This window comes from Streptomyces sp. KM273126 (genome assembly GCF_004337435.2).
GTDB lineage: Bacteria > Actinomycetota > Actinomycetes > Streptomycetales > Streptomycetaceae > Streptomyces > Streptomyces acidicola.
The window spans coordinates 6,127,919-6,152,874 of sequence record NZ_SJXB02000001.1; the positions used below are offsets into that span (position 1 = coordinate 6,127,919).

Annotated in this window: 22 protein-coding genes and 2 pseudogenes; 10 read left to right on the plus strand and 14 right to left on the minus strand. The window is 71.5% G+C overall.

Going from position 1 to position 24,956, the window contains the following annotated elements:
• Positions 1–41: 41 nt before the first annotated feature.
• From E0500_RS26185 to E0500_RS26195, 3 genes and pseudogenes are all read right to left on the minus strand, one after another.
• Positions 42–1,100, minus strand: a complete 1,059-nt coding sequence (locus E0500_RS26185) for a hypothetical protein (RefSeq protein ID WP_131561730.1) — start codon at positions 1,098–1,100, stop codon at positions 42–44.
• A 60-nt stretch (positions 1,101–1,160) separates the two neighbouring features.
• Entirely contained in the window at positions 1,161–2,417 is a 1,257-nt protein-coding gene (locus E0500_RS26190; protein ID WP_131561728.1) for an aromatic acid exporter family protein, read from the minus strand.
• Between the two features lie 154 nt (positions 2,418–2,571).
• A pseudogene (locus tag E0500_RS26195) lies at positions 2,572–3,067 on the minus strand (FBP domain-containing protein).
• A gap of 193 nt (positions 3,068–3,260) precedes the next feature.
• On the opposite strand from E0500_RS26195, the gene E0500_RS26200 reads away from it, so the two are divergent.
• Both E0500_RS26200 and E0500_RS26205 read left to right on the plus strand, forming a co-directional pair.
• Positions 3,261–4,217 (plus strand): phosphotransferase family protein, encoded by a 957-nt coding sequence (locus tag E0500_RS26200; RefSeq protein WP_181587136.1) that lies wholly within the window; start codon positions 3,261–3,263, stop codon positions 4,215–4,217.
• Between the two features lie 80 nt (positions 4,218–4,297).
• A complete protein-coding gene (locus E0500_RS26205; RefSeq protein WP_131561724.1) occupies positions 4,298–4,546 on the plus strand; it encodes a hypothetical protein in 249 nt (82 codons plus the stop codon).
• Positions 4,547–4,708: 162 nt separating this feature from the next.
• Here the strand turns inward: E0500_RS26205 and E0500_RS26210 are convergent, their stop codons facing one another.
• Together E0500_RS26210 and E0500_RS26215 are read right to left on the minus strand one after the other, a co-directional pair.
• Complete coding sequence (locus E0500_RS26210; RefSeq protein ID WP_131561722.1) at positions 4,709–5,374, minus strand: HAD family hydrolase; 666 nt, start codon at positions 5,372–5,374, stop codon at positions 4,709–4,711.
• Between the two features lie 92 nt (positions 5,375–5,466).
• Positions 5,467–6,504, minus strand: coding sequence for a PHP domain-containing protein (locus E0500_RS26215; RefSeq protein WP_131561720.1), 1,038 nt, complete (start codon positions 6,502–6,504; stop codon positions 5,467–5,469).
• Positions 6,505–6,637: 133 nt separating this feature from the next.
• Between E0500_RS26215 and E0500_RS26220 the strand changes: the two genes are divergently transcribed.
• Entirely contained in the window at positions 6,638–6,874 is a 237-nt protein-coding gene (locus E0500_RS26220; protein WP_131561718.1) for a hypothetical protein, read from the plus strand.
• Here E0500_RS26220 and E0500_RS26225 read toward each other — a convergent pair.
• The 3 genes from E0500_RS26225 to E0500_RS26235 all read right to left on the minus strand — a co-directional run bounded on the left by E0500_RS26225 (position 6,855) and on the right by E0500_RS26235 (position 8,948).
• The gene (locus E0500_RS26225; protein WP_131561716.1) at positions 6,855–7,469 is read right to left on the minus strand and encodes a VanZ family protein; all 615 of its coding nucleotides are present in this window, start codon (positions 7,467–7,469) and stop codon (positions 6,855–6,857) included. The two genes, E0500_RS26220 and E0500_RS26225, sit on opposite strands and share 20 nt — an antisense overlap.
• A 91-nt stretch (positions 7,470–7,560) precedes the next feature.
• Positions 7,561–8,223 carry a DUF4230 domain-containing protein gene (locus tag E0500_RS26230; protein WP_131561714.1) on the minus strand — a complete coding sequence of 221 codons (663 nt, stop codon included), beginning with the start codon at positions 8,221–8,223 and terminating at the stop codon, positions 7,561–7,563.
• A 338-nt stretch (positions 8,224–8,561) separates the two neighbouring features.
• A complete protein-coding gene (locus tag E0500_RS26235) occupies positions 8,562–8,948 on the minus strand; it encodes an anti-sigma factor antagonist (protein WP_131561786.1) in 387 nt (128 codons plus the stop codon).
• 447 nt (positions 8,949–9,395) lie between these two features.
• Between E0500_RS26235 and E0500_RS26240 the strand changes: the two genes are divergently transcribed.
• Complete coding sequence (locus tag E0500_RS26240; RefSeq protein WP_131561712.1) at positions 9,396–9,788, plus strand: VOC family protein; 393 nt, start codon at positions 9,396–9,398, stop codon at positions 9,786–9,788.
• A gap of 67 nt (positions 9,789–9,855) precedes the next feature.
• Here E0500_RS26240 and E0500_RS26245 read toward each other — a convergent pair whose 3' ends face one another.
• Positions 9,856–10,152, minus strand: a complete 297-nt coding sequence (locus E0500_RS26245) for a DUF4235 domain-containing protein (protein ID WP_131561710.1) — start codon at positions 10,150–10,152, stop codon at positions 9,856–9,858.
• A 357-nt stretch (positions 10,153–10,509) separates the two neighbouring features.
• The gene (locus E0500_RS26250; RefSeq protein WP_131561708.1) at positions 10,510–10,959 is read right to left on the minus strand and encodes a nitroreductase family deazaflavin-dependent oxidoreductase; all 450 of its coding nucleotides are present in this window, start codon (positions 10,957–10,959) and stop codon (positions 10,510–10,512) included.
• A gap of 253 nt (positions 10,960–11,212) precedes the next feature.
• Between E0500_RS26250 and E0500_RS26255 the strand changes: the two genes are divergently transcribed.
• The 5 genes from E0500_RS26255 to E0500_RS26275 all read left to right on the plus strand — a co-directional run bounded on the left by E0500_RS26255 (position 11,213) and on the right by E0500_RS26275 (position 16,556).
• Positions 11,213–11,644, plus strand: coding sequence for a nuclear transport factor 2 family protein (locus E0500_RS26255; RefSeq protein WP_131561706.1), 432 nt, complete (start codon positions 11,213–11,215; stop codon positions 11,642–11,644).
• Positions 11,645–11,773: 129 nt separating this feature from the next.
• Complete coding sequence (locus E0500_RS26260; RefSeq protein WP_131561704.1) at positions 11,774–14,179, plus strand: beta-galactosidase; 2,406 nt, start codon at positions 11,774–11,776, stop codon at positions 14,177–14,179.
• A 114-nt stretch (positions 14,180–14,293) separates the two neighbouring features.
• On the plus strand, positions 14,294–15,361 hold the full coding sequence (locus E0500_RS26265; RefSeq protein ID WP_131570506.1) for a LacI family DNA-binding transcriptional regulator: 1,068 nt from the start codon (positions 14,294–14,296) through the stop codon (positions 15,359–15,361).
• Positions 15,362–15,530: 169 nt separating this feature from the next.
• The gene (locus E0500_RS26270) at positions 15,531–15,989 is read left to right on the plus strand and encodes a nuclear transport factor 2 family protein (protein WP_131570508.1); all 459 of its coding nucleotides are present in this window, start codon (positions 15,531–15,533) and stop codon (positions 15,987–15,989) included.
• Between the two features lie 27 nt (positions 15,990–16,016).
• Positions 16,017–16,556 carry a flavoprotein gene (locus E0500_RS26275; RefSeq protein WP_131570510.1) on the plus strand — a complete coding sequence of 180 codons (540 nt, stop codon included), beginning with the start codon at positions 16,017–16,019 and terminating at the stop codon, positions 16,554–16,556.
• Between the two features lie 10 nt (positions 16,557–16,566).
• On the opposite strand, the pseudogene E0500_RS26280 reads toward E0500_RS26275, so the two are convergent.
• The 3 genes and pseudogenes from E0500_RS26280 to E0500_RS26290 form a co-directional block, all read right to left on the minus strand.
• Positions 16,567–17,592, minus strand: a pseudogene (locus tag E0500_RS26280) (RNA polymerase sigma factor); the annotation flags it as partial.
• A gap of 4 nt (positions 17,593–17,596) precedes the next feature.
• Entirely contained in the window at positions 17,597–20,443 is a 2,847-nt protein-coding gene (gene uvrA / locus E0500_RS26285) for an excinuclease ABC subunit UvrA (protein WP_131570512.1), read from the minus strand.
• A gap of 172 nt (positions 20,444–20,615) precedes the next feature.
• Complete coding sequence (locus tag E0500_RS26290; protein WP_131570514.1) at positions 20,616–21,422, minus strand: phytanoyl-CoA dioxygenase family protein; 807 nt, start codon at positions 21,420–21,422, stop codon at positions 20,616–20,618.
• Positions 21,423–21,486: 64 nt separating this feature from the next.
• Here E0500_RS26290 and E0500_RS26295 point away from each other — a divergent pair, with 64 nt between their 5' ends.
• Positions 21,487–22,407, plus strand: coding sequence for a helix-turn-helix domain-containing protein (locus E0500_RS26295; protein ID WP_131570516.1), 921 nt, complete (start codon positions 21,487–21,489; stop codon positions 22,405–22,407).
• Between the two features lie 41 nt (positions 22,408–22,448).
• Here E0500_RS26295 and E0500_RS26300 read toward each other — a convergent pair whose 3' ends face one another.
• On the minus strand, positions 22,449–24,857 hold the full coding sequence (locus E0500_RS26300; protein WP_165935208.1) for a SpoIIE family protein phosphatase: 2,409 nt from the start codon (positions 24,855–24,857) through the stop codon (positions 22,449–22,451).
• Positions 24,858–24,956 lie beyond the last annotated feature (99 nt).

Sequence of the window (24,956 nt, forward strand, 5' to 3'; positions counted from 1 at the left end):
CGCGACACCCACCGCCCGTCGGTCTCCCACCCGTGGCCCGTCTACCAGTCGCCGTCCCCGACCGCCTTGCCCGGCGCGTCCCCCAGCGGTTTCACCTGGTGGGGCGCGGGCTGCTGCCAGGGCTCGTGGTCGTCGCCGAGCCAGTCGCCGACCGGCCGCACGGTGCCCAGTGCGTCGCTGGGCGCGAGGTCGAGGGCGTCCTGGTCGTAGTAGTCGAACCACGGCAGCCCGGCCCGGGTGTACGCCGCGCGGTCCACGGGCGACGGCGGGGGCGCCTCGCCGGTGATACGGCGCCACTCCGGCGGCGTCACCAGGTGCACGAAGACGCGCCCGGCAGGCTCCTCGGCCCAGCTGCCGCGCGGCCACACGTCCCGGTGGACCTCCTGACGCATCGAGCCGCCGACACCGAGCCCCATCGCGGCGGGAGCGCGGGGCGGGCCGGCGGGAGCACCGCCCTGCGCGGCACCCGGCGCGGGCGGGGCCGCCATGGGAAACGCCGCGCCGTAGCCTCCAGTCGGCTTCGCCGACCGCACGACGGCCCGGTCCTCGGCGATCCGCCGCTGCGCCTCGCGCCACTCGGCCAGCCGCTCGCCGTTCAGCGGGAACGACCGCAGCTGTACGCCACCCCACACCTCCTCGCCGGTGACCTGGCCCTCGACCGTGGCACCCAGGCCCAGCGGGACGGCCACGAACTGGCGGACCGTGCCCTTCCCCGAGTTGATGCCGTCCAGCCACGGCTGCCGGGGCAACACCACGTAGTTCTGCGGATCACGACCGAGCCGGTCGCTCCACGGTTCGCCGGAGACCGCGCACACCTTGCCGACGCCCACCTGGAGCGCGGCCGGCTCCGTCGTGCCCCCGAAGTGCAGCCACATCGCCTCGCGCAGGTACACCGGCAGCATCACCCCGCCACGCGCCCGCATCCGCTCGGGTGCCGTGTCCGGGTAGTCCTCGACGCGGCGGACCGGGAAGTCGCCGAGCCCCGGAGGCAGCGGGTGCGTGCCCGTCTCGGGCAGCCGCAGGGTCCGTTTGAACCGCACCTGGACACCTCCCGGCAGGTGCAGTGTGGTGCCGTCGATCCGCACGGTGCCGTCGGCCATTCCGTACGCCCCCTCGCTGTGGTGCCGTGTCGCGTCGTCGCCGTGTACGACGCCCGGTCGTCACTTGGAACGCCGGACGAGCACCACCTGGTTCCGCAGGCGCGTGCGGACGTGGTGCAGCCGGTCGCGCAGGCGGGTCAGGCGGGGGCTGCGCTCGCGTTCCTCGCGGGAGACGCGGTCGAGTTCCTCCAGCAGGCGGCGGGAGCGGTGCTCGGTGTCGAGCTCGTCCAGGATGCGGTTGACCTCGGTGAGGACGGCCCCGCGCAGCTGCCACTGGCGGGCGTCCCGCTGCACGTCCTCCAGCAGCAGCTGGGCCAGCTTGTCGCGGGTCGCGGCCGCCGTGGCCAGCTCGGCGGCGAGCCGGGACTCGGCGGACTCGGCGTTGCTGCTGACGTCGGTGGTGACCAGCACCGCGAAGCTGACGACGGCGTCCGCGATCTCCGCGAGGAGCTGTTCGAGGACCGCTCCCGTCGCGGGCTCGAACAGCGGCTGGGGCTCCCGCTCCCGGGCGAGGTCGGTGAGGGTGCGGGCGATGACCCGCAGGACCACCGTGCAGATCTCCAGCGTGTCCAGGCCCGTGCGCAGCACGACCCGGTGCAGCAGCCCCTCCCGCACTCGCGGGTTGAGCTTCAGGCTGTCCTCGGCCTGCCGGAGGGACGCGTCCACCTCGACGATGTCGTGGTCGAGCTGACGGGCCTCGTGGAGCTGGGCGGCGGCCTGCACGAAGGGAGTGCGGCCGGCGGCCTCCTCGCCGACGCGCAGCATCAACTGCCGCATCCGGCGCGCCATGTCCTCGATGGACTCACCGGCCGTCTTCACCCACACCGGGGGAGCGAGGACGAGGTTGAAGACGAGTCCCACGGCGGCACCGATCAGCGTCTCCAGCACCCGCGTCCAGGCCGTGCCCCCGACCTGGGTGACGCCGAGCACGAGCATGGCGCTGATCGCCACCTCGGGCACGAACTCGCTGACCCGCACGAGATGCCCGACGGCGAGCGAGGCGAGGATGATCAGGGCGAGGCTCCACCAGGTGAGCCCCACCAGAAGGCTGAACAGGATGGCGATGACGACGCCGGCCACCACCGCGTTCACACGGCGGATGCCGGTCTTGAGCGTGGCGTAGAGGGTGACCTGCACGACGAGGAGCGCGGTCAGCGGGGCCGTGAGGGGCGCCGCCTCGGGGCTGAGCCGCAGCGCGACCACATACGCCAGCGTCGCGGCCGCCGACGACCTCACCGATTGCACGACAATGGGGTCCTGGCGCCACTTCGTCATCTGTGGGCCGACCACGGCCCACGCACCACGTACGTCTCGCATCCTTGGGCTTTTCCCGTTCTGCCGCTGCCCGGAACGTTTCTCCGCGGACGTTGATCGTCCGCTTGGGAGCGTAGGCCGTACCCGCCGGTCATGAGCGGAGACGCCAAGGGGTGAGATGAGGAGGGAGCGGGGCCCGGTGGTCGCCGGGGCCGGCTCACTCGTGCAACTTCCGCAGGAACGAGGACAGGTTGCCCACCGTCCGTGCGATCTGTTCTTCCTGCGTGAGGGTCTCCTCGAAACGGCCCCCTGACTCGGGGGACCTTCTTACCGCGTACGTAGAGGGAGCAGGCGAGGTCGGCGCACATGTACACCCCGACCGAGTTGCCCTCCCGCCCGGCCGCGCCCGCCTTGCGTGCCGTCATCAGGGAGACACCGCTGCCCGGGTGCGTGGTCAGGCACACCGAACACAGGCTCCGGTGCAGGAGACCGCGCCGGACGGACGGAAAACGCAACGCGACGCCGACCAGATCGCCGCCGTGCTCGGCCACGAGATAGCTCCGGTCGGGCGCGCCGGGGTCACGCCAGCCGAGGAAGTCCAGGTCGTCCCAGGGGCGCCGGTCGAGATCACGGGGTAGCGCGAGTCGTTTCGCCTCTCCCTTGGTGCAGTTGACGAACGAGGTGCGGATGTCCTGCTCGGTGAGTGACCTCATGGGGGAGCCTCCTGGGGAAGGGGGGAGCGAAGCCAGACAGATCCAAAACCTAGGGGCACTAGGCTGTGAGACAGGTTATGTAGGCAGATCGAGGAAAGCCAATGGATTTCGCACCGGGCAACCGGTGTACGGGCGCACTGCCGACCTGCGAGAGTGTGGGTCGGCGGCGGTACGGACGAGGGGGAAGCGCACGGTGACGGACGCGGTGGAACGGGCACGGCGGATCCTGTCCGCGGCTGGGCTCGGCCAGGACGACCTCGTGACGGTCCGGCCACTCGACGGCGGTACCTACAACACGGTCGAGGAACTCGTGCTCACCGACGGCCGGCGTCTGATCCTGAAGACGCCACCGCCGCCTCAGGCCCCCGCCCTGCGCCACGAACACGAACTCCTCGGGGCAGAGGCCGAGTTCTACCGGGGAGCCGCCACCGTCGGCGCACCCGCTCCGCACGTGGTCGTCCTGGCGCACGGCCGCCTCCTGATGACCGCATGCCCCGGCACGCCCTGGCACCTCGCCTCCCTGGAGGAGGCCGAACAGCGGACGCTGCGCCAGGAGCTGGGCGGCCTGGTGGCCCGCCTCCACCGCGTGACCGGCCCCGGCTTCGGGTACCCGTCCGGTGCCCTCGGTCCGCTCGCCCCCGACTGGCGCACCGCCTTCACCGCCATGTACGACGCCGTACTCGCCGACGCACGCCGCTTCCGGGCCTGGCTGCCGCGCACCGTGGACGAGGTGGCGCGCACGGCGAAGACCGCGTACGACGCACTCGACGAGGTCACCGTCCCGCATCTCGTCCACTTCGACCTGTGGCAGGGCAACATCCTCGTGGAGCGCGACGGCGCTCCGCGCGTCGGCGGACTGATCGACGGCGAGCGCATGTTCTGGGGCGACCCGCTGGCGGACTTCGTGTCGCTCGCGCTGCTCGGGAACATCGAGGACGACCCGGAGTTCCTGACTGGGTATCAAGAGGCTGGTGGACAGGTCGAGTTCACGTCGACTGCCCGTCAGCGTCTCGCCCTCTACCGCAGTTACCTCTATCTGATCATGCTCACCGAGACGGTGCCGCGCGCTGCGGGTGACGAGCACGTCGGCTGGGTGCGCGAGGTGGTGGCACCTCAGCTCACGGCGGCCCTGGACGAGCTCGGCGGTTGACACGGGTCCCGGCCGACGCACCTGGTTTCGGCCGTCCCACCCGAGGTACTCGCGCCGGGCCGAGACGAAGGGAGTACGCCGTGACCGATCACCGTCAGGGGGGTCCCGGCGCGAACGGGGAGCCCGTACCGCGAGACATGCCCGACCAGCAGGCCCATGGCGGCGACGACCCCTGGGACGTCGTCCCCGAGGACGGCGACCCGAACGGCGAGGCCACACCCGCCACCGACGTACCGGACACGGACGAGGCGGGCTCGGGCAGACGAGGCGTCCCGAAGCGGGGAAGCATCCACCCCGAGCAACCCGTGCCGTACGAGTCCACCGACTGAGTCCACCAACCGCAGTCCACCGAGGGAAGTCCGGCGACTGAAGCCGGACGGGTTTCGGTACATCGACCTGCCGCCGCCCACGGATCGGCACCGTGTCGTCCGTGGGCGGCACCGTCACGTGGTCCGTGCGGGTGCGGCCCGGGAACGCGAGGCCGCGCCCGGTCACACGTCCGCCGCCAGCGGACTCTCCTCCAGGGACGCCAGCAGATGCGCCGGGTCCCGGTAGACCGCCTCGGCGCCCGCCGCCTCCAGGTCGGCGCGCGGGATACCGCCACTCAGTACGCCTACGCAGCGCACTCCGGCGCGGGTGCCCGCGCGCATGTCCCACACCGTGTCGCCGACGAAGACCGCGCGCCCGGCGGGCACCCCGGCCAGCTCCAGGGCGTACGAGACCGGCTCGGGGGCGGGCTTCCCGGCGACCACGTCGTTGGTGCTCGCCGTGGCCGTGATCGCGTCGTCGGCGTCGATCGCCCGGCGCAGCGCGGACAGTTCCGAACCGCCGGCCGAGGTGGCGAGAACCACGCTCCAGCCCTCGCGGTCCAGGCGCCGCAACAGCCGCCCGGCGCCCCGCAGCGCGGGCAGCCGGTCGAAGTACGTGCCGTACAGGGCCCTGTGAGCGGCGCTGAGCGCGGACACCTCGTCCGAGTCCGGGTTCTCGCCCAGAACATGTGTGATCAGATCGCCCGGAGCGAGCCCCACAGCCCGGTGGATCGCGTGCATCTCCACGTCGTGACCGGCCTGCCGGAACGCCTCCCACCAGGTCGTCACGTGGAGATGGTTGGTGTCGACGAGCGTGCCGTCGACGTCGAACACGGCTGCTCGGCCCATGTACGTGTCCTCCTTTCTCACGGCGGACGGCCCGAATCCGGCGTCGCAGGTCCTGTGCGTCCCGGGTACCGCGTCAGGTCCCGGGTACTGCGTCAGGCGCTCCCCACGCGCGACGGCACCAGGCCCTCCCGTGTCCAGGCCAGCACTTCGTCCGCGGTCCACGTCGTGATCACGCGCTCGGCGGGCACCCCGCACTCCTCGGCCCTGGCGCAGCCGTGGAGCTGCCAGTCCAGCTGGCCGGGGGCGTGCGCGTCGGTGTCGATCGAGAACAGCACGCCCGCGTCGAGCGCCCGGCGCAGCAGCCGTCTGGGCGGGTCGAGCCGATCGGGGCGGCAGTTGATCTCCACGGCCGTGCCGGACTCGGCGCAGGCCGCGAAGACCTCGTCCGCGTCGAACTCCGACTCCGGCCGTTCCTGCCCGGACAGCCGCCGTCCGGTGCAGTGCCCGAGGATGTCGGCGTGCGGATCGCGGACGGCGGTGACCATACGGCGGGTCATCGCCCGCGCGTCCATGCGCAGCTTCGAGTGCACGGACACCACCACGACGTCGAGCCGCTCCAGCAGCTCGGGCTCCTGGTCGAGCGACCCGTCGTCGAGGATGTCGCACTCGATGCCGGTGAGCAGCCGGAACGGAGCCCACCGCTCGTTGAGCCCGGCCACCACGTCGAGCTGCTCGCGCAACCGGTCCGGGGACAGCCCCCGGGCCACCGTCAGCCTGGGCGAGTGGTCCGTGAGCGCCGCCCACTCGTGCCCGAGGCGGGCAGCCGTCCGCCCCATCTCCTCGATCGGGCTCCCGCCGTCCGACCAGTCGGAGTGCACGTGGCAGTCGCCGCGCAACAGCGCCCGCAACCGTTCGCCGCCCGACGCGACCGGCCCCCCGGCCTCGTCCTCCAGCTTCCGGAGGTAATCGGGCACCTCGCCGGCCAGCGCCTCACGCACCACCTGTGCGGTCTTCGGGCCGACCCCGCGCAGCGACTCCAGCGAGCCGCCGGCCGCGCGCTCGGCCACCTCGTCCGGGGGCAGCGCGCCCAGCACGCCGGCCGCGGTACGGAACGCCCGTACGCGATAGTCCGGCGCCCGGGACCGCTCCAGCAGGAACGCGATCCTGTCCAGGGCCTCGACGGGTTCCATGGGCACCTCCTCGTCCAGCGTTGCCCAACCGCGCCCGGACCGCACACGGGGCCGCACTGTCCGTGACCCACTCGCCGAGGAGATGGGGTCCGCTTTGGGTCCTATTGACCCGATGCGATCTAGGCTCTCTTGTATGACCGAAATCGCGAGCCCCCGCGTACCTCACCCGCGGATCCTGGTGCTCGGGGTGCAGCCCGGCACACCCCCGTTCCGGATCGTGGAGATCGACGGCCAGGTCGTCGGCGAGGCCACGGCCATCACCGACGTCCTGGCCGCCGCTTCGGCGGCCGGCATCAGAGTCCACGACCTCGACGACCCCGATGTGGTCCGCTGGGTCGGCGGCGACAAGTTCACCTGGCTGCCGCACTAGGGCGCTTATGAGCCTTGCGACGCAGGATGCGGAAGCGAGGGCGCCTGCGGCTCTTCCTGCCCGAGGGCTTGCTCTGCTCGGGCGGATGCACGGCGTGGCCCAGCCGTCGACCCAGCAGGACGTACCCCAGCAGTGCGCCCGTGGTGTTGAGGATGACGTCGTCGATGTCGAAGGCGCGCCCCGTGATCATCGCCCCCTGCACCAGTTCCACCAGAAGCATGACCATGGCGGTCAGCACCGGCACGCGCAGGATGCCCCGCGTCCCGGGCGCCAGCATGGGCAGCAGCACGCCGAACGGCACGCCGAGCAGGATGTTCCCGCCGATCTGCTTGACGGCGTCACGCAGCGCGGGCTGGTTCAGATAGGCCTCCAGGGAGCGGCCGGGGTGCAGGTTGCTGTGGGTCAGCGCCTCCGAGGCCGGTGACGGCTGGAGCGTGAGCCGGGCCAGCACCGCCGCGAACGCGACCATGGCGGCGAAGGCCGTCGCCATCGCCAGGAGACGCAAGGGGAAGGAGAGCGCCCGCCGCCCGCGCGGGGCTGCCTTGGACCGACGGCGGGCTGTGGATGTGGGGGAACGTGACGTGGTACGGGCCATGCAACCCTCCCAGTTTCAACTTCCCTTGTACTGAAGGTGGTTACCCCCGAAGAGTGCGCCGATGCCGCTCGCCCTGATGCCCTGGGCGGGCTCAGGCGTCGCCGTACGTCACCTTCACGTCCTCGAAGCCGAGTGAGCGGAGCAGCCCTTCGAGCATGCCGGTGGTGTTGGACTCGGCGCGGGCGGTGAGGCGGCTCTCCCTGGCGGCCTCGCCGATGTGCTGGGACGCGAGCTTCTGGACGGCCTGTTCGCTGTTGGGGTTGTCGGAGAAGAGGTCGCCGATCCGGTCGAGCAGCCCGCGCTGCTTGGAGACGGCGTAGGAGCGGTCGGGGTCGAGTGCGGGCTTGCCGAGCGCGGCGTGCGGCAGGTGGAGCGTGGCCGCGGTGCGTTCCTCGTTCACCGTCACGTCGTTCTCGCCCACCTTCCCCAGGTCGACGTAGGCGTCGACGGTGCCCGCGCCCACGTACAGGGTGCGGGTGCCGCGGATCGCGTCGGGCAGGTACTTGGCGTCCTTCTCCAGGTCCACCACCACCTGGAAGTTGCCCGTGGCGGCGTCGTAACGGCTGATGTCCTGGATGGACTTGAGGAGCGCGGGTCCGGACCGGTCGTGCGTCTCCTCGCCGAACACATCCTTCAGCCCTCCGAGGACAAGCAGTGGAACCGCGGCGAGCACGACCGCGACGAGCACCACGAGGACAGTCAGGAGCTTCGCCCAGCGGGGCAGGTGACGGGCGCGCTTGATGGACGTCGTCATGTCGACAGTCCTCCTTCCTGTCTCCACAACTGCCCGCCAAATCCCTTGACAGAACGCCCAGTTGGCGGTTTGTCGACACCTGTTCGGGGCACGCACGGGTGCCCGGGCGCGGCCGCCGACATCCTGACCCCGGCCGGTGGGCGGATACACCGGGGTGTGACTGGTACGGATGGACGCCCACCACGACCGCTGTTCGGCGTAGGCAGGGAACGCGTCCCGTCCGCCCGCCGCACGGGAACCTGCGGACCCGCATCCGTCCCGGCGTCAGGCGGACCGGGGGCGGGCGGACCGGGGGCGGTCGGCACACGCTGTCGCGGTGAGCGGTTCCGGGGGCCCGCTCACAAGGTGCCCGAGGCGGCTTCCGGACGGGCCAGCGCCTCCTCCAGGGAGGCCGCCGGCGGCAGCAGGCGAGCGAGGCCGGTCACCTTGAGGACGCGCAGGGTCAGCTCGTGGGTGCACAGCAGGTGCAGCTGCCCGCCGCGGGCGAGGACCCGGCGCCGGGCCCGGTACAGCAGACGCAGCCCCGAGCAGTCGAAGAACTCGACGGGCCGCAGGTCGATCACGATGTGCGGCTCTGGGCGGGCGGTCGCGGAGTCCAGGTACGGGATGATCTCCAGCGAGGCGAGGATGTCGATCTCGCCGTGGAACTCCAGCACGGTGTGCCCGTACTCCTTGCGGACGCGCAGATGCCGGAGCGGCTGCGCGGAACCGTCGTGCACCGACATTGCCTCCATCCGGCTCCCTCATGGCAGGGCTCTCAAGTCTCACCGGGGGCCGGGACGACGACGTCACGTGGGCGTTGACGTGTCACCGGGGTCTCCGCGATGGCAAAACCGTTCCTTGCTCTGCAAGTTACCCTCGTTGGAGTGAATTTCAGCATGTTCGATTGACATATGTCTTCGATTTGAGGGGTGAGTCGTCCGGCAACTTGCGTGCCTGATCTACGACCGGGCGCGCGCCGGAGCCAGAAGAGGGCGTACGGGCGTTGGACGGCGACGAACGGTTCGCCGCGAAGACCGGCATCGATCCGTCAACCGGCCACTCTCTACCTGTACTTCCGCATCCCTCCTTTCGCGCGGCCGCTGGCCGACTGATTCTCCGGAACGGGGTACCCGGCACCACACAGGCGACGGCGGACCGCCGCCCGCGCCCGGGACACCGACGGAGGAACGATGGCACTGGTACAGGCAGGCGTAGTGGTACTGGACTGCGCCGAGCCCGAGAAACTCGCCGCCTTCTACAAGGAACTGCTCGACGCCGAGGAGACGGACACGACCGCCAACCGCGTCGAGATCAAGGGTGCCGCCGACACCCGCATGGCGTTCCGCCGCGACGTGAACGCCACCCCGCCGAGCTGGCCGCGCCCGGAGCACTCCCTCCAGGTCCACCTGGACTTCCTCGTCGAGGACCTCGACGAGGCCGAACGCAAGATCGTCGGCCTCGGTGGGCGCCCCGTGGACACCAAGGAGCCGGCGGGGCCGTTCGAGGAGCGCGGTTACGCCGACCCGGCCGGCCACTCCTTCACCCTGCGCCGCGTACGGCCCACGGCACCGAAACAGGGCTGAGGCCCCGAGCCGGGTCTCCTGAATCCCGGCCCCCCTCAACCCCAGCCCTCCTCAACCCCGGCTCTCCTCAGTCCCGGTCCTCCTTGTCGGACGACGGCCACACCCCCGTCCGGTGCGCGATGACCGTCGCACCCGCGCGGTCCAACGCGCTGCGGACCACCGCGAAGATGGCGCCCTGAACGGCCGCGGCCAGCAGCACCTCGCCCCAGTCGCGGTCCTCGTCCAGCGCGTCGGGCGTGTCGTCCTCGTGACGGATCGCCTTCCACGCCGTGCGGAACGCCATCCCGGCCAGGGCGCCGCTCAGCCAGCCGAGCGCGAACCCGATGGGCTGGTAGGCGAGCGGGAGTTTCTTCTTCTTGGCCACCTGGATCTCTCCTTCGACCGCCTGGTGTGTCCGGATACGGGTACCCCTGGTGAGCGTGGTCAGTACCTCGGCGTGATCGAGGCCGACCGGGGCAGTCCGGCCGGAGCGAACAGAACGAGGAACACACAAACCGAGGTCCGACGGAGAGTGGAGGGTGCGGAGAGTTGCCACGGGACCGCGAGGCGTACGCGGCCCGGCCTCTGCAACCCCGCCTCCGCGTCAGAGGCACGCTCGGGACGCCTTGGGGCAGCAGAAAGCCCCGCCGCGACGGGGGAGCGCGGCGGGGCCTTAGGCACGGATGCCCGGCGGGAGTCGGTCCATGCCTCCCGAACCGAAGATTTTCTCGTGCTCTTTTCCTCAGCCTCCGGCCACCGGCTCCAGCACGAAGACGGGGATCACCCGATCGGTCTTCTTCTGGTAGTCCGCGTACGGCGGATACGCGGCGACGGCGCGTTCCCACCACAGGGCCTTCTCGTCCCCGGTGACCTCACGCGCCGCCATGTCCTGGCGTACGGGCCCGTCCTGCAGCTCCACGTGAGGATCGGATACGACATTGTGGTACCAGACCGGATGCTGGGGCGCGCCGCCCAGAGAGGCCACGACCGCGTACCGGCCCTCGTGCTCCACGCGCATCAGCGGGGTCTTGCGGATCTTGCCGGACTTCGCGCCGCGCGTGGTGAGGATGATGACGGGCATGCCCGTGTCCAGCAATGTCGTTCCCTCGGTTCCGCCCGTGCTCTCGTACAACTCGACCTGCTTGCGCACCCAGTCCGTCGGGCTGGGCACGTACTCGCCCTCAAGTGGCATGACTTCCGTCCCATCGTCGCTGCTTGGTTCTTCTCAGTAGTACCAACAGTCGCACCGGGAATCATTCATCCCGGTCCCGCGCCGAGTCTTACCTCTCGCGTAATCGACGTAACGCGAACGGCTCCGGCAAGGTGGTGACCGCCCCGGAGGGCTGGGGCCGACGGCTGGAAGAACCAGCAGAGAACCCGAAGAACCCGAAGAACCCGAAGAATCCGAAGAACCCGAGAGAACCGGAAGACCAGGAGGCCGTCCCATGTCCACCCGTGCCGTGGTCGAGGAGTTGCTGCGCCGGATGGGGGAGGGTGACCCCGAGCGGGTCGCCGAGCTGTACGCCGAGCGCGGCGACTGGCGTCTGAGCTGGCCCGAGAGCGAGCACGGCCGCGCGGAGACCCCGTGGATCCGCCATCGCTCGACGCGGGCCGACGCCGCCGCCCACTACCGCGAACTCGCCCAGAACCACGTTCCCGGCGAGGCGGACACCGAGATCGAGCGGATCCTCGTCGACGGCGCCGACGCGGTCGTCCTCGGCGTGATCCGCCAGACGGCCAAGGGCACCGGGCGCCGTTACAGCGCCCCGTTCGCCCTGCACCTGACCGTCGAGGACGGGCTGGTCGTACGGCATCACGTGTACGAGGACAGCCTCGCGGTGGCCCGGGCCTTCGCACCGACCGTCACTTCCGAGTAGTCGCCGCTGTGGTCCCGGCCATCCCGAGGGCCGGAAGGCGGCGCAGGAGATCTTGACCGGCTGAATGTTACCGGTAACATCGGTGGGCTTCGCGTGCCCGCTCCCCGATCCCGGCCAGGAGAAGCCCTGATGACACCCCCGCACCGCCTCCGTGTCCCCGCGCCCTCCGCACCCCCGCTCATCGGCCACCTGCCCTTCGCCGACGCGCCCGGAGTAACCGACCCGATCGAGGTGACCAGCCGCTGGCTCACCCGCGGTGGCCGCCCCTGGTTCCCCGTCTCCGGCGAGTTCCACTACTCCCGCTGTCCCGCCGGGGAGTGGGAGGAGGAGTTGCTGAAGATGAAGGCGGGAGGGGTGACGGCGGTCGCCAGTTACGTCATCTGGATCCACCACGAGGAGGTGGAGGGCCGCGTCCGCTTCGACGGGAATCTGGACCTGCGCCGCTTCGCCGAGTTGTGCGCCCGCCACGGACTGGACTTCGTCCCCCGCATCGGGCCCTGGGTCCACGCTGAGGTCCGGGGCGGCGGCCTGCCCGACTGGCTCCTCGCCCGCCCCTGCACGCCGCGCACCGACGACCCGGCCTACCTGGAGCCCGTACGTCACTGGTACGCGGCCGTCGCGGAGCAGCTGCGCGGCCTCGACCGCGCCCACGGCGGGCCCGTCGTGGCGATCCAGATCGAGAACGAGCTCTACGACCAGCCCGGCCATCTGCTCACCCTGAGGCGCATGGCCCAGGAGCTCGGCCTGAGTGCCCCGCTGTGGACGTCGACCGCCTGGGGCGGAGTACAACTTCCGCCGGACGAGCTGTTCCCGCTGTACGGCGGCTACCCGGAGGCGTTCTGGACCGAGGCCGACGGCGGCTGGCCCGACACCTGCCGCAAGCACTTCTTCTTCACCCACCACCGCGACGACGAGGGCATCGGTGCCGACCTGCGCCCGACATCCGTGCGCGACACCGACCCGGCGGCCCTCGCGGAGCGCTTCCCTTGGGCCACCTGCGAGCTGGGCGGCGGTATGGCTGTCGCGTACCACCGCCGGCCGCGCGTCGACGCCGCCGACATCGGCGCGCTCGCCCTCACCAAGATCGGCTGCGGATCGGTGTGGCAGGGCTACTACATGTTCCACGGCGGCACCAACCCCGCCGGGGAGCTGACGCCCCTGCAGGAGTCCCACGCCACCGGCTACCCCAACGACCTGCCCGTCCTCACGTACGACTTCCAGGCACCGCTCGGCGAGTACGGCCAGTACCGGCCCTCGTACCACGAACTGCGCCTCCAGCACCTGCTGCTGGCGGACTTCGGCCATCGCATGGCGTTCATGGAGTCGGTCCTCCCCGAGCGGGTGCCGACGGGCCAGCACGACCGGGACACGCTGCGCTGGGCCGTGCGCGGCGACGACAGCTCGGGCTTCCTGTTCGTCACCAACCACCAGCCGCACGAGCCGCTGCCGGACCATCCGGAGACCACCTTCACCATCGAACTCCCGGGCACCGCTGCCCCGCTGGCTCTGCCCAGCACACCCGTCACCGTGCCCTCGGGCGCCTACTTCTGCTGGCCGCTGCGCCTCGACGTCGCCGGTCTGCGGCTCGACTGGGCCACCGCGCAGCCCGTGTGCACCGTCGACGACGAGGGCCGAACCGTCCTGGTGCTGGCCGCCACCGACGGCATCATCCCCGAACTAGCCCTGGACACCGGCACGTTCACATCGGTCAGCACCCCCTCCGGCGACATCGCGCAGCTCGGTGACCGCACCCTGATCACCGGGCTGCGGCCCGGCACCGACGCCCTGGTCGAGGTGGACACCGTGGACGGCGGGCGCGTCGGCCTGCTGGTGCTCGACGCGGCGACGGCACGCACCCTCTACCGGGGCGTGGCATGGGGCGCCGAGCGGCTCGTGCTGTGTGCCGACGGGGTCGTCTTCGACGAGGTGGCCGACGAGGTACGGGTGCACGGCCCGTCCCCGGAGCTGTCGTTCGCCGTCTTGCCCGCGCCGGCCCGTGCACCGGTGGTGGCCGGGGCGGACGTACAGGCCACGGAGGACGGGGTGTTCACCCGCTACACGGTGCCGGCCGGCCACGGGTCCGATGCCACCGATGGACCCTACGTCACCGCCGCACGGGTCACGCGACTCCGGCCCGCGGGGCAGGCACCCGAGCCCGTCACGGGAGTGATGGGCAGGGCGAGCGCGCCGGCCGACAAGTACTTCGAGACGACTGCGGCCGAGTACCGCGTCGACGTAGCGGAGGACCTTCCGGCGGGAACCCTGCTCCGCGTCCACTGGACGGGTGACGTGGCGCGCGCGTACGTGGGGGACACGCTGGTCGCCGACCAGTTCCACGCCGGGCACGTCTGGGACATCGGCCTCGACCGGCTGCCCGCCGGGGCCCCGCGTGCCGAAGGGCTGCGGCTGAGGGTGCTGCCCCGGCACGCCGACGCCAGGGTGTACGTGCCCGAGGGGGCGGGCGACGGGGCAGTGGCCGCGGTCGAGCGGGCCGAGTGGATCACCGTACGGTCCTGGTCGGTGGGTGCGGGGTGAGGCCCTGGGCGCCGCCCCGGCCCGCCCGCCCTATCCTGTGGGCCTGCCGGGCGGGACGGAACCGCCGGGCCGTCGCCACGAGGCCGAAGGAAGCAGCCGAAGGAAGCAGCCGCCATGACCCGAAGCGCCACGGACGGCGCCGCCCCCAGGGGCCGCAGCAGGCGCAACTTCGCCGGATCGCGGCCCGTGATGGACGACGTGGCGCGGCTGGCCGGTGTCTCCAAGCAGACCGTCTCCCGGGTACTCAACGACAATCCCGCGGTCCGCGCCGAGACCCGCGAGGCCGTGCTCGACGCCATGCGGTCGCTCGGCTACCGGCCCAGCCGCAGCGCCCGGTCCCTGGCCAGCGGCAGGACCCGCATGCTCGGTGTGATCTCCTTCGACGCGGCCCGCTACGGGCCGGCCTCCACCCTGACCGCCATCAACACGGCGGCCCAGGAGGCGGGTTACCTGGTCAGCTCCATCGCCCTCGACACGGCCGACAAGGACACCGTGGTCCGTGCCGTGGACCGGCTGTCCGCCGAGGGCGCGGACGGCGTGATCGCCATCGCCCCGCAGCGCCGGGTGGGCCGGGCACTGACCGAGGCCCGGCTCGACACCCCTCTGGTGACACTCGACAACGCCCTCGGGGACGGCACCCCCATGGTCAGCGCGGACTCCCGGGCCGGGGCGCGCGCCGCCACCGCACACCTCCTCGGGCTCGGACACGCGACTGTCTGGCACATCGCCGGTCCCACGGGCTGGACGTCGGCCGAGCAGAGGCTCGCGAGCTGGCACGCGACCCTCGCAGCGGCCCGAGCCGAGGTCCCCGAGCCCCTCCTGGGCGACTGGAGCGCCGACTCCGGCTACGCCCTGGGCCGGGGGCTGGCACGGCGCCCCGAGGTCACAGCCGTGTTCGCGTCCAACGACCAGATGGCACTCGGCGTCCTGCGCGCCTGTCACGAGGCGGGCCGCCGAGTCCCCGAGGAGGTGAGCGTCGTCGGGTACGACGACATCCCCGAGGCCGCCCATCTGCTGCCCCCGCTGACCACGGTGCGCACGGACTTCACCGAGCTCGGCACCCGCTCCCTGCGGCTCCTCCTCGACCGGCTCGACGGCACGGACGGGCCACGGACCGACCCCGTCGTCCCCGTGCGGCTCGTCGTCCGCGACAGCACGGCCCCCGCTCCCGCGCCCCGCTGAGCGCTGCCGGGGACCGCACATCCGGCCGGCAGCACCGAGGCAGTCCCCGAACGCCTGCTCCTCCGGCGGCGTCCAGCGCCCGCTCGCGGGCTGTCGCGCTGTCCATGTACGTTTCCCTTGCCGTCGCCTCCCTCGCTGTCGCCACCGTTGCCTCCGGAAGGACGTGAGCATGACCGACCGCCCGCCCCTGCCGCCGTTCACCCGTGAGACGGCCGCGCGGAAGGTCCAGGCCGCCGAGGACGCCTGGAACACCCGCGACCCCCAGAAGGTCGCGCTCGCCTACTCGGAGGACTCGGTCTGGCGCAACCGCGACACCTTCCTCACCGGCCGCGCGGAGATCGTCGCGTTCCTCACCGCGAAGTGGGAGCGCGAGCGGGAGTACGCGCTGCGCAAGGACCTGTGGGCCTTCGACGGCAACCGCATCGCCGTCCGCTTCCAGTACGAGTGCCGTGACGCCGACGGACAGTGGTGGCGTTCCTACGGCAACGAGCTCTGGGAGTTCGACGAACACGGGCTGATGACCCGGCGCGAGGCCAGCATCAACGACCTCCCGATCGAGGCGACGGAGCGGCGCATCTTCGGGCCGCGGCCGGAGGCGGAGCACGGGCGGTCGTTCCCCGTTCAGTAGGGTTCCCGGGTTCAGTAGGGTTCCCGGATGACCGAACAGGCCGAGAAGCCCTTCCTCTACGTCGTCGTCTGCGCCGCCGGGATCGCCGCGGACGTCAGCAAGCTGATCACGGCGGCGCAGGAACGGAACTGGGACGTCGGCGTGATCGCCACCCCGGTCGCCGTGCGCGGCTTCTTCGACACCGCCGCCGTCGAGACACAGACGGGCCGCCCCATACGCTCCGCCTGGCGGTCCCCGGGCGACCCGCGCCCCTTTCCCGCGCCCGACGCCGTGGCCGTCGCGCCCGCCACGTTCAACACGATCAATAAATGGGCGGCCGGCATCGCCGACACCCTCGCCCTCGGCACCCTCTGCGAGGCCTACGGGCTCGGCGTCCCGATCGCCGTCCTGCCCTGTGTGGCGGACGCCCTGGCGGCCCACCCCGCGTACCGGGCGAGCCTCGTCCGGCTGCGCGAGATGGGCGTCCGCATCGGCGACCCCTACTCCGGTGAACCCCAACAGGAAGGCGGGCGAGCGGAGTTCGCCTGGGAGCCGGCCCTCGACCTGCTCGCTCTCGACGCGGGGTGACCGACCGGCGTCACAGGACGTCGAGATAGTCCCGCAGCGCCTGCGAGCGCGAGGGATGACGCAGCTTGGACATCGTCTTCGACTCGATCTGGCGGATGCGTTCACGGGTCACGCCGTACACCTGGCCGATCTCCTCCAGCGTCCGGGCCCGGCCGCCGAAGAGCCCGAACCGCAGGGAGATGATGCCGGCCTCCCGCGGCGTCATGTCCGCGAGGAGGGACTGGATGGTCTCCTGGAGCAGGACGAAGGTGACCGTCTCCCAGGGGGACACGCTGTCGGCGTCCTCGATCAGGTCGCCGAACTCGGTGTCGCCCTCCTCGCCCAGCGCGGTGTGCAGGGAGACGGGTTCCCGGGTGTAGCCGTCGAGTTCGGTGAGCTTGTCCAGGGAGACGCCCGCCTTGTCGGCCAGCTCCTGGGGCGAGGGTTCCGTGCCGTGCTCATGGAGCAGTTCGCGCCGCGTCCTGGCCACCCGGTTGATGACCTCCACCAAGTGGACCGGAATACGGATGGTCCGCCCCTGGTCGGCCAGCGCGCGCGTGATGGCCTGCCGGATCCACCAGGTCGCGTATGTCGAGAACTTGAATCCCTTGGCGTAGTCGAACTTCTCGACGGCGCGGATCAGACCGGTGTTGCCCTCCTGGATCAGGTCCAGGAACAGCAGCCCGCGGCCCGTGTACCGCTTCGCCACCGAGACGACCAGCCGGAGGTTCGCCTCGATGAGGTGGGCCTTGGCGCGGCACCCGTCCTCGGCGAGCAGGGCGAGTTCCCGCCGGAACGAGGGCGCCAGCTCCGGCTCCTCCTCCCTCCGCTTCTCCGCGTACAGGCCCGCCTCGATGCGTTTCGCCAGCTCCACCTCCTGCTCGGCGCTGAGGAGGCGCACCCGCGCGATGAGCCTGAGGTAGTCCCGCACCGGGTCCACCGACCCGCTCGCGGCGGCCGGCCGAGGGGCGGCCGCGTCATTCTCGTCGTCCCCGAGCAGGAACTCCTCCCGCTCCTCCACCGGGGCGCCCGTGTCCATCACGCTGTCCACCACGCTCACGTCACCCCACCTCCAGCAGCGGACGCAGGAACTGCCCCGTGTACGAGTGCGGTTGAGCCGCCACCAGCTCGGGGGTTCCCTCGGCGATGACCGTGCCGCCGCCGTGGCCGCCCTCCGGGCCCATGTCGATCAGCCAGTCCGCCGTCTTGACGACGTCGAGGTTGTGCTCGATCACGACGACCGTGTTGCCCGAGTCGACGAGCCGGTGGAGCACGTCCAGCAGCCTGCGCACATCGTCGATGTGCAGTCCGGTGGTCGGTTCGTCGAGTACGTAGAGGGTGCGTCCGTGCGTACGGCGCTGGAGTTCGGAGGCGACTTTGACGCGCTGCGCCTCGCCGCCGGACAGGGTCGTCGCCGGCTGGCCGATCCTGACGTAGCCGAGCCCGACGTCGTGCAGGGTGCGAAGATGCCGGGAGATGATCTGGTGCCCGTCGAAGAAGTCCAGGCTCTCCGCGACGGTCATGGCGAGGACGTCGGCGATGGACCGGCCCTTGTAGTGGACCTCCAGGGTCTCCCGGTTGTACTGGGCGCCGTGGCACACCTCGCACGGCACGTACACGTCCGGCAGGAAGTTCATCTCCACCTTGATGGTGCCGTCGCCGTAACAGTGGTCGCAGCGGCCGCCCTTGAGGTTGAAGGAGAACCGGCCGGGCTGGTAACCGCGCACCTTCGCCTCCGGGGTCCCCGCGAACAGCTTGCGCAGATGATCGAAGACCCCCGTGTACGTCGCCGGGTTGGAGCGCGGGCTGCGGCCGATGGGGGACTGGTCGACCTGGACCACCTTGTCGATCTCGTCGACACCGGTGATCGTGCGATGCCGCCCCGGCACCTTGTGGGCGCGGTGCAGCCGCTGGGCGAGCGCCGTGTGGAGGATGTCGTTCACCAGCGTCGACTTGCCCGAGCCGGAGACACCGGTGACCGCGACGAACTGCCCGAGCGGGAACGACACTGTGACGTCCTTCAGGTTGTGCTCGGCCGCGTCGTGCACCGTGAGCTCCCGGCCCTCCGTGCGCGGCCTGCGCTGCCGGGGCAGCGGTATCCCCTGGCGGCCCGACAGATACGCCCCGGTGAGCGAGGTGGGGTGCTCCAGGAGTTCGCGTACCGTTCCGGAGTGCACCACGTGCCCGCCGTGCTCCCCGGCGCCCGGCCCGATGTCCACCACCCAGTCGGCCACCTTCATGGTGTCCTCGTCGTGTTCGACCACGATCACGGTGTTGCCCCGGTCGCGCAGCCGCAGCAGGGTCTCGATCAGCCGCCGGTTGTCCCGCTGGTGCAGCCCGATGCTCGGCTCGTCCAGCACGTACAGCACCCCGACCAGGCCGGCGCCGATCTGTGTGGCCAGCCGGATGCGCTGCGCCTCCCCGCCCGACAGGCTCGCGGCGGGCCGGTCCAGGGACAGGTAGTGGAGTCCGACGTCCAGGAGGAACCGCAGCCGCTCGTCGATCTCGGCGAGCACGGCCTCCGCGACCCGGCGCTCCCATCCCCGGAGCTCCAAGTCGCTTATGAATTGTCCGAGTTGGTCGAGGGGGAGCGCGGTCAGCTCGGCTATGCCGCGCCCGCCCACCCGCACGGCGAGCACCCCGGGCCTGAGCCGCGCACCACCGCAGGCCGAGCAGGGCACCTCGCGCATATAGCCCGCGAACCGCGTCGGGGCGCCCTCGCCCTCGGCCTCCGCGTACCGCCGCTGGACGTGCGGGACGACCCCCTCGTACCGGGTCAGGTGGGAACGGTCGCGGCCGAACCGGTTCTGGTACGTCAGGTGCAGCTGCCGCGGCGTGCCGTACAGCACGATGTGCCGTACCTCGTCCGGCAGTTCGCGCCACGCAGTCGCGGTGCTGAAGCCGATCTCGGCGGCGAGTGCGTCGAGCAGCCGGGCGAAGTAGTCGGCGCCGCTGGTGTTGGTCCAGGGCGCGATGGCGCCCTCGGCCAGGGACTTCTCCTCGTCCGGGACGAGGAGTCCGGGGTCGACCTCGGTCCGTGAGCCGAGGCCGGTGCACTCGGGGCAGGCACCCCAGGGGGCGTTGAACGAGAACAGCCGGGGTTCCAGCGTCTCCAGGCCGAGGTCGTGGCCGCGCGGGCACGCCATCTTCTCCGAGAACCGCAGCTCGCGTGCGGGATCGGCGGCGTCCAGGTCCACGAAGTCGACGCAGACGACACCGCCCGTGAGGCCCAGCGCGGTCTCGACCGACTCGGTCAGCCGCTGCCGGGCGCCTGCCTTGAGGGCGATCCGGTCCACCACGACCTCGACGGAGTGCTTCGTGCCCCTGTCGAGCGCCGGCGGTGCGCTCAGGGGAAGGACGACCCCGTCCACCCGCACCCGGCTGAAGCCGTCCGTCTGCAACTGGCGGAACACCTCGGCGTGTTCACCCTTGCGGTCCCGCACGACCGGGGCCAGCACCTGCACACGGACGCCCTCCTCCTCGGCCAGGAGCCGGTCCACGATCCGCTGGGGCGTCTGACGGCTGACCGGCTCGTCGCACTCGGGGCAGTGGGGGCGGCCGACACGGGCGTACAGCAGCCGCAGATGGTCGTACACCTCGGTGATCGTGCCGACGGTGGAGCGCGGATTGCGGCCGGTCGTCTTCTGGTCGATCGCGATGGCCGGCGACAGCCCCTCGATGACGTCGACGTCCGGCTTGTCCAGCTGCCCCAGGAACTGCCGCGCGTACGCCGAAAGTGACTCCACATAGCGGCGCTGTCCCTCGGCGAAAATCGTGTCGAAAGCGAGGCTCGACTTTCCCGAACCGGAAACACCCGAGAAAACGATGAGCGCCTCCCGGGGCAGCTCAACAGAGATGTCACGGAGATTGTGCTGACGAGCGCCCTTGATGACGATGCGGTCTCTCACGCCACCGACCCTAACGCGCAGGGAAGCGTGGGGTTATCGAATCGTTATGGCCTGTTTTCCGGTGCCTTTTATTGCCCACATTCAACCGCCAAATGTCAAGCGCGTGGAACGGAAAGGCAGGAAAGGGTCTTTTCGAAAACGGGGATGAGAGCGCGTTCCGGGGCGCACCGCCTCAGTGCGCGCCCGCCGCCTCGAACTCCGTGCCGCACGGCCCCGCGCCCTCGCTCTCCGGCAGGGCGACGGGCTCGCCGCTCATCGTGAGGGAGTGGTAGAAGCGGCCGATGCGCTCGGTGGAGCGGCCGACGTAGTGGCCGATGAACGAGCGGCGGAAGCGGTCGTCGGTGCGGTTGGGCTGGGAGCCGTGCACCAGGCTGCCGTTGAAGAACAGGACATCACCGGGATTCAAGTCGACGGGTACGGCGGCCAGGCCGGGCGGCGGCGGCACGTATTCCCGGACGAAGGACAGCTCGGCGTCCGCCTCCTCCGGGCAGAACAGGTCCATGCGGTGCGTGCCCGGCACGACCTCCAGACCGCCGTTCTCCTGGTCGATCACGTCGCAGGCGATCCACGCGGCCACACACGTGCCCGGCTCCACCCGGAGATAGAAGTTGTCCTGGTGCAGCGCCTGACCGCGGGCGCCCGGCGGCTTGAAGTAGAACATGCTCTGCGCGGCCAGCACCTCCTCGCCCAGCAGCACTTCGAGGATCTCCCGCAGCCGGGCGTCGAGGAGGACGCGCCGGGACAGCTCGTTGACGCGGTGCGGGTGCATGAACCGGGGGTAGACGTGCAGCGGGTCCGCGGCGGTGTCGGCCGCGGTCGCCCGGGGTTCGAAGTGCCCGGGGACCGGGCCGCCCGCGTGCAGCCGCGCGAACTCCGCGCACAGGCCGTCGATCTCGGCGGCGGAGAACAGCCCGCGCACCACCAGACAGCCGTTCTCCTCGAAGTCCGTCCTGAAGTCCGCCCTGACCGTGGCTGTCATCCGAGTGTCCCTTCTCGCCGATGTCCTTCGTGCCTCACGCTAGGTCGGAGCAACCATCGGGAGGATGCCTGTGCGTGCTGACGACCTGTCCGAGACTGCCGTCCCGTCCCCGCCGCCGGGCCTGGTGACCGTCGGACACTTCGACCAGGGAACGGGCTACCGGATCAACCGTCCGGGCGGATCGGACAGTTGGCTGTTCACGTGGACCACGGGCGGCGGGGGACTGCTGCGCCAGGGTGCGGCCGAGACGGTCGCGGGCCCGGGCGACCTCGTCGTCCTGGGTCCCGGCGTGCCCCACCGGTACGCCCTCCGGCCCGGCGCGGACCACTGGGCGTTCTGGTGGGCGCACTGCCAGGCCAGGACCTCCTGGACCGGCTGGTTGCGGCCGTACGAGATCGGGGACCGCCTCTACGCGGTGACGCGCACCGATACCGGTGTCCGGGACCGTGTCGACGCCGCGTTCGGCCGGATGATCGCCGACGCGCGCTGGGCGGGGGAGGGCGCACCACCGGCCGAGGATGTGCCGGGGGCCGAGGGTGTGCCGGGAGCCGGTGAGGTGGCCGTGGCGCACGGCACCGCGGCCCGTGAGCTGGCCCTGTGCTCGCTGGAGGAGGTCGTGCTGCTCGCCGCGGCCCGCTCGGAGCCGCGCCGGTCGGGGGTCGACCCGCGCATCCGGCGGGCGGAAGGGCTGATCGCCGCCGACCCGGGTGCCCGGCACACGGTCCGCTCCCTCGCCGAGCGCGTCTCGCTGTCGCCGTCGCGGTTCGCGCATCTCTTCACCCAGCAACTCGGCCGGTCCCCGATGCGGGCGCTCCTCGACGCTCGGCTGCTGCACGCGGCGCGGCTCCTCGAAGCGACCGACCTGCCGGTCGAGCGGGTCGCCGCGGCCTCGGGCTTCACCAGCCCGTTCCACTTCAGCCGGGTGTTCCGGCAGCGGTACGGGGTCCCTCCGGGGGGTTACCGCAACGGTCTCCGGGGCGCCTGACGGGGCGTTCGCCGTGGCACGTCCGCTCTGAGCTGCCTCGCTCAGTCCGACAGCGTCAGCTCCGCCCAGATCGTCTTGCCGTTGTCCGTGTGGCGGCTGCCCCAGCGCTGGGTGAGCTGGGCCACCAGCAGCAGGCCGCGGCCGCCCTCGTCGAACGTCTTGGCCCGGCGCAGATGCGGAGCCGTACCGCTGGAGTCGGACACCTCACAGATCAGGCTGGAGTCCTCGTGGATGAGCCGCAGCTGGATCGGGGGCGCGCCGTGCCGGATCGCGTTGGTGACCAGCTCGCTCACCACGAGTTCGACGGTGAACGCCATCTCGGCCAGCCCCCACGCCGCCAGCTGGTCCAGGACGTACTGGCGGGTGCGGGAGACGACCGCGGGATTGGCCGGCAGCGCCCAGGTCGCGACCTGCGAGGGCTTCAGCCCGCGGGTCCGGGCCAGCAGCAGCGCCACGTCGTCGGTGGCTCCGGCCGCCGGCAGCATCGAGCGGATGACGTCCTGGCAGACCTCGTCCAGGGAACCGGTCGAGCGGGCGAGTGTCTGGCGCAGCAGTTCGTGCCCGGCGTCGATGTCGCGGTCGCGGCTCTCGATCAGCCCGTCGGTGTAGAGGGCGAGGAGTGTGCCCTCGGGGAGTTCCAGCTCGGTGGACTCGAAGGGCAACCCGCCCAGGCCCAGCGGCGGGCCCGCCGGCACCTGCACATCGAGCGTTCGGCCGTCCGGCGTGAGCACCACCGGCGGCGGATGCCCGGCCCGCGCGAAACTGCACCGGCGGGTGACCGGGTCGTACACCGAGTACAGACAGGTGGCCCCCACCTCGGTCACCCCTTCGGCACCGGCCTCCTTCGACAGCCGTACGACGAGGTCGTCGACGTGGGTCAGCAGCTCGTCCGGAGCCAGGTCGACGTCCGCGAGCGTACGGACAGCCGTACGGAGCCGGCCCATCGTCGCCGACGCCTGGATGCCGTGGCCGACGACATCGCCGACCACCATGGCGACCCGCAGGCCGGACAGCGGGATCACGTCGAACCAGTCGCCGCCCACTCCGGCCCGCGCCGCCGGCAGGTACCGCGACGCCGCCTCCAGCGCGGGCATGCGGGGCAGCGTCAGTGGGAGCAGGCTGCGCTGGAGCGCCAGTGCCGTCTCTCGCTCGCGCGAGAAGCGGCGGGCGTTGTCGATACAGACGGCGGCGCGGGCCGTGACCTCCTCGGCCAGCAGCTCGTCGTCGGGAGTGAACGGGTCCTTGTGCCGGAATCGGGTGAGCACCGCCACGCCGAGGGTCGAGCCGCGGGCCCGGATCGGGACCGCCATCGTGGCGTGGATGCCGTACTCCTTTATCCGCGCACTGCGCACCGGGTCCCAGTCCAGCCACTCGCCGAGGGCGCCGCCGGAGTCCGTCGCCACGACCGTCCGCCCGACGGCCAGCGAGGCGCCCTGCGGTGAGGAGGCGGGGTAGACGTCGAGGCCCCCCAGCTCGACCACGGCCTCGGGGCAGCCCGGGTTCACCGACTGGTGGGCGGCGCGGCGCAGAGTGAACGGGGCGGACAGCGATCCCACCGCCGGCTCGTCCCCGTACGCCAGGGACTCCATGAGGTCGACACTGACGAAGTCGGCGAGCGTGGGCACGCACACATCGGCCAGCTCCTGGGCCGTGCGCGTCACGTCGAGGGTGCTGCCGATCCGGACGCTGGCCTCGTTCACGAGCTGCAGCCGCTGGCGGGCCTGGTACTGCTCGGTGATGTCGTGGCCGGTCACACAGACGCCGATCGCCCGCCCGTCGCTGTCGGTCAGGGGGGCGATCCGCGCGGACCAGGCGTGCGCGTCGGCCTCGTCGGCGGCCCGCAGAAAGGTCTGCACTTCCTTGCTCCGGCCGCTGTCGAGCACCTCGCGCAGGTGCTCCTCCAGCTTCTCGCCCTGTCGGCCGCCCACTATCTCGGACATGTGGAGCCCCCGGAGGTTCTCCTCCGGGATGCCGACCGCGTCCGCCATCGCGTTGTTGATGCCGCGCAGCCGCAGCTGCCCGTCGAACACGGCCGCCGCGCACGGCGACTGGGTCATGAGCGCCGCGGAGAGGGGCTCGTCGAGACTGAGCGGACCGGGGTCCTCCAGGGGGCAGAGAACCAGCCAGCCGCCGCTCTCGTCCCCGGCCGTCGGCCGAAGGAGGTGGGCGAGCAGCCACACCGACACCGTCCGGCCGTCCTGGTGACGCAGCGGTACCGTGCCGCTCCAGACGAGGCTGCCCGGCGGAGGCAGCCGGAAGGAACCGTGCGCGGCCAGCAGTCGCGCGGCGGACCGGCCCAGGACGTCCGGCGCCGCCCAGCCCAGCAGCAGCCGCGCTCCCTCGTTCCACTCGACGACCGAACCGTCGGCGGCCACCACCGCCCGCGCCGTGACGGTGCCGTCGAAGGGATACGCCACGGCGTCACCTTCTGTGACCTTGCGGCTCCTCATCGTGGCCAGATTCCATTTCGCCGGACCGAACGCGCATGCGGGCGAAATCCAGCCTAGTGCGTCGTTGTTCCCCGCACCCGGGGTGTGGCGCGAGTGAGG